The 3273-nt window shown below is 75.0% G+C and carries 2 protein-coding genes; one reads left to right on the forward strand and one right to left on the reverse strand.

Annotation, left to right across the window (positions count from 1 at the left end):
- Nucleotides 1-19: 19 nt before the first annotated feature.
- Nucleotides 20-1138: an NAD-dependent epimerase/dehydratase family protein gene (locus FNQ90_RS17245; protein WP_323380022.1), complete on the forward strand. Its 1119-nt coding sequence runs from the start codon at nucleotides 20-22 to the stop codon at nucleotides 1136-1138.
- A gap of 166 nt (nucleotides 1139-1304) precedes the next feature.
- Here the strand turns inward: FNQ90_RS17245 and FNQ90_RS17250 are convergent.
- On the reverse strand, nucleotides 1305-3273 hold a 1969-nt coding region (locus tag FNQ90_RS17250), incomplete at its 5' end, for a glycoside hydrolase family 15 protein (RefSeq protein WP_228471333.1).

The raw sequence follows: 3273 nt of genomic DNA on the forward strand, positions 1-3273 counted from the left end.
GGACGAAGGGGGACACCCCGTGAACGTATCGACCACCGGCGGATCCGGCGAGGGTCTGCGGGTCGCCGTCATCGGCGCCACCGGCAACGTGGGCACCAGCCTTCTGCGCGCGCTGGCCGCCGATCCCGCGGTCGCCGCCGTGCGCGGCCTGGCCCGCCGCGTCCCCGACCACGCCCCGGACAAAACCTCCTGGTGGCCCGTGGACCTGGGCGACCCCCACCCGGCCGCCGAGAACGCCCTGCGGGAGGCGCTGCGCGGAATGGACGCGGTCGTCCACCTGGGCTGGCTCCTGCAACCCGCCCGCGACCCGATGATCACCTGGCGCACCAACGTGGGGGGGACCGAACGGGTGCTGCGCGCGGTCGCCCGGGTGGGGGTACCGGCCGTGCTGTGCGCGTCCTCCGTCGCGGCCTACACCTCCGGCCCGCCCCCCTCGCGCCGGCGCGAACGTCCCGTGGTGCGCGAGGACGCCTCCACCCACGGACGTCCCACCGCCGCCTACAGCCGGGAGAAGGCCTACCAGGAACGGCTCCTGGACATCTTCGAACGGGACCACCCGGAGGTGCGGGTGGTACGGATGCGCCCGGCCTTCCTGCTCAAGCGGGAGTCAGCCTCCCAGCAGCGCCGCCTCTTCCTCGGACCGTTCGTCCCCGGCGGGCTGCTCCGCCCCGGCCTGCCGCCCCTGCTGCCGAACATCCCCGGCCTGCGCCTGCAGGTGCTGCACACCGACGACGCGGCCGAGGCGTGGCGGCTGGCGCTGCACCGGCCGGTGCGCGGTGCCTTCAACCTGGCCACCGACCCGGTGCTGGACACCCGTGACCTGGCGAATCTGCTGGACACCACGCCGAGAACAGTGCCGCTCGCGGTCCTCCGGGTCGCGCTGACGGCGGCCTGGACCGCTCGCCTCACTCCCGCCTCACCGGCCCTCTTCGACACCATGGTGCGGCTGCCGGTGATGGACTGCTCCCGGGCCCGCGAGGAACTGGGGTGGACACCGCGCCGCGACGCGCGGCAGACGGTGGCGGCCCTGCTGGCCGGTCTGCGGGACGCCGCCGGCGGCCCCACCCCGCCGTTGCGCTCCCGGCTGCCGGGTGGGCGTGCGGAGGAGTTGGCCAAGGGACCCGGTCGGGTTCCCTGAGGAGCCGCCTCCCGGCGGTTGGGCGGGCCCGGTACCGGGCCCGGGCGAGCGGCCCCCGCACCTCGTCCGGTACGAGGTGCGGGGGCCGCTCCGTCGCGGTCGCCCGGGCACGGTCGTCCCGCGGAAGCCCCCGGGGCCGGCCCGGGGCGGTCCGCGCCCCCGCTCCTCAGCCGCCCTCCGCCCGCTCCGCGCGATCCCTTCCGCGGCGCTCCGCCCAGGAGTGCAGGGCATCGCGGTGTTCCGCGGCCTCCAGGTTCATCGCCGCCTCGATCAACGCCAGATGGGTGAATGCCTGAGGGTAGTTGCCCAGGAAGGTGCCGTCGCCCGCCATCTGCTCCGAGTACAGCCCGAAGGGTCCGGCCTGCGCGCACAGCGCGTCGAAGCGGCGCCTGGCCTCCTCGGTCCGACCGGCCAGCACCAGGGCGGAGACCATGTCGAAGGAGCACATCAGGAAGGCGCCCTCGGGCTCCTCGAAGCCGTCCTCCGTCACCTTGTGGTCGTAACGGTGCACCAGGTGGTCCCCGTCGCCCAACTCCTCGGCGATCCGGTCGATGGTGGCGATCATCCGGGGGTCGTCGCCCTCGATGAAACCCTGCAGGGCCAGGTGGAGCAGCGCGGCGTCCATGCCCCGCTCCCCGTACGCCTGCACGAAGGCACCGACCTCCTCGTCCCAACCGTGCTCCAGCAGGTCCGCGCGGACCGCGTCCCGCTCGGCCCGCCAGCGGTCCACCGGCACGCCGGTCTCCCCGCACAGCTCGGCCAGCCGCACGCCCCGGTCCAGGGCCAACCAGGAGTACAGGCGCGAGTAGGTCCAGTGCCGTGGTTCCCCGCGCGCCTCCCACAGCCCGTGATCCGGCTCGCGCCAGATCCCGGCCAGGATGTCGGTCAGCCGCCACAGCTCCGCCAGATCCCGGTCGGTGAGACGCCCGGTGACCTGCTGGAAGGCGTAGGCGGCGTCGAGGATGTGGCCGTAGGAGTCCATCTGGTGCTGCTCGTACGCCTCGTTGCCCACCCGTACCGGACGGGAGCGCGCGTAGCCCTCCAGGTGGTCCAGTTCGCTCTCCTCGATCCGGGTGGTGCCGTCCAGCTTCAGCATGGGCTCCATCCGCTCGCTGCGGTCCACGCACCCGTTGAGCGCGAACCGCAGGTAGCGCTCGGCCTCCTCCTCGTGGCCCAGTCGCAGCAGGACCAGGACCACCAGCGCGGCGTCCCGGTGCCAGACGTAGCGGTAGTCCCAGTTCCGCGTCCCCCCGATCCACTCGGGCAGCGAGGTGGTGGGGGCGGCGAGCAACCCGCCGGTCTCGTCGGCGAGCAGCCCGCGCAGCACCACCCCGCCCCGGCGCACCAGATCGGCGGCGGGGCCGTCGTAGGAGGCGCGGTCGGCCCAGCTCTGCCAGGCGACGGTGGTCTCCTCCGCCAGCCGTTCGCCCTCGGCGGGGTCGAGGCCCGGGCGCGGCTCGCCCCGGTACCCCAGCACGAAGGTCGTCCCCTCGCCCTCGCCCAGCTCCGCCTCCGCCCGGAGGACACCCCCGGGGCCGGGGGTGTGGGGGGTGGTACCGGTCAGCCACAGCGCGTCGGTGTCCGACTCCCCGTCCCGCCCGAGCGCGCAGCGCAGCAGGTCGCCCTCGGTGGTCCAGCGGGCGGCGTGCCGGCCGTAATCCGGGCGGGCCTCCACCCGGGAGGTCAGACGCACCCGTCCGGAGACGCAGCGCACCTCGCGGACCAGGACGCCGGCGGCCGAGAAGCCGGGGGGATGCGCGGGGCCGTCCGGCTCGGCGCCGGTCTCACCCGCTTTTCCTCCCGACGCCGATGGGGTGCTCCCGGGGGAGTCGGGGTGGACGGCCAGCAGGTCGCGCACCACCGCCTCGCCCTCGGGTCCGTACCACCGGCTCTCCAGCACGAGGCTGTCACCGAGGTAGCGCCGCACGGGCGGGTCGGCGCCCTCCACCGCCAGCTCCCAGGCGCCTCCCAACCGGCGGTCCAGGACGCGGGCGAAGACGGAGGGGCCGTCGAAGCGCGGGGAGCAGAGCCACTCGACCGCCCCGGCCGGGCCGACCAGGGCCGCGGTGTGACAGTCGGAGAGGAACGCGTAGGAGCCGATCGGTGGGTAACCGGCGCGCGCCTCGCCCGTGGGG

The sequence above is a fragment of the Streptomyces alkaliphilus genome, assembly GCF_014141535.1.
In the GTDB taxonomy this organism is placed as follows: Bacteria; Actinomycetota; Actinomycetes; order Streptomycetales; family Streptomycetaceae; genus Streptomyces; species Streptomyces alkaliphilus.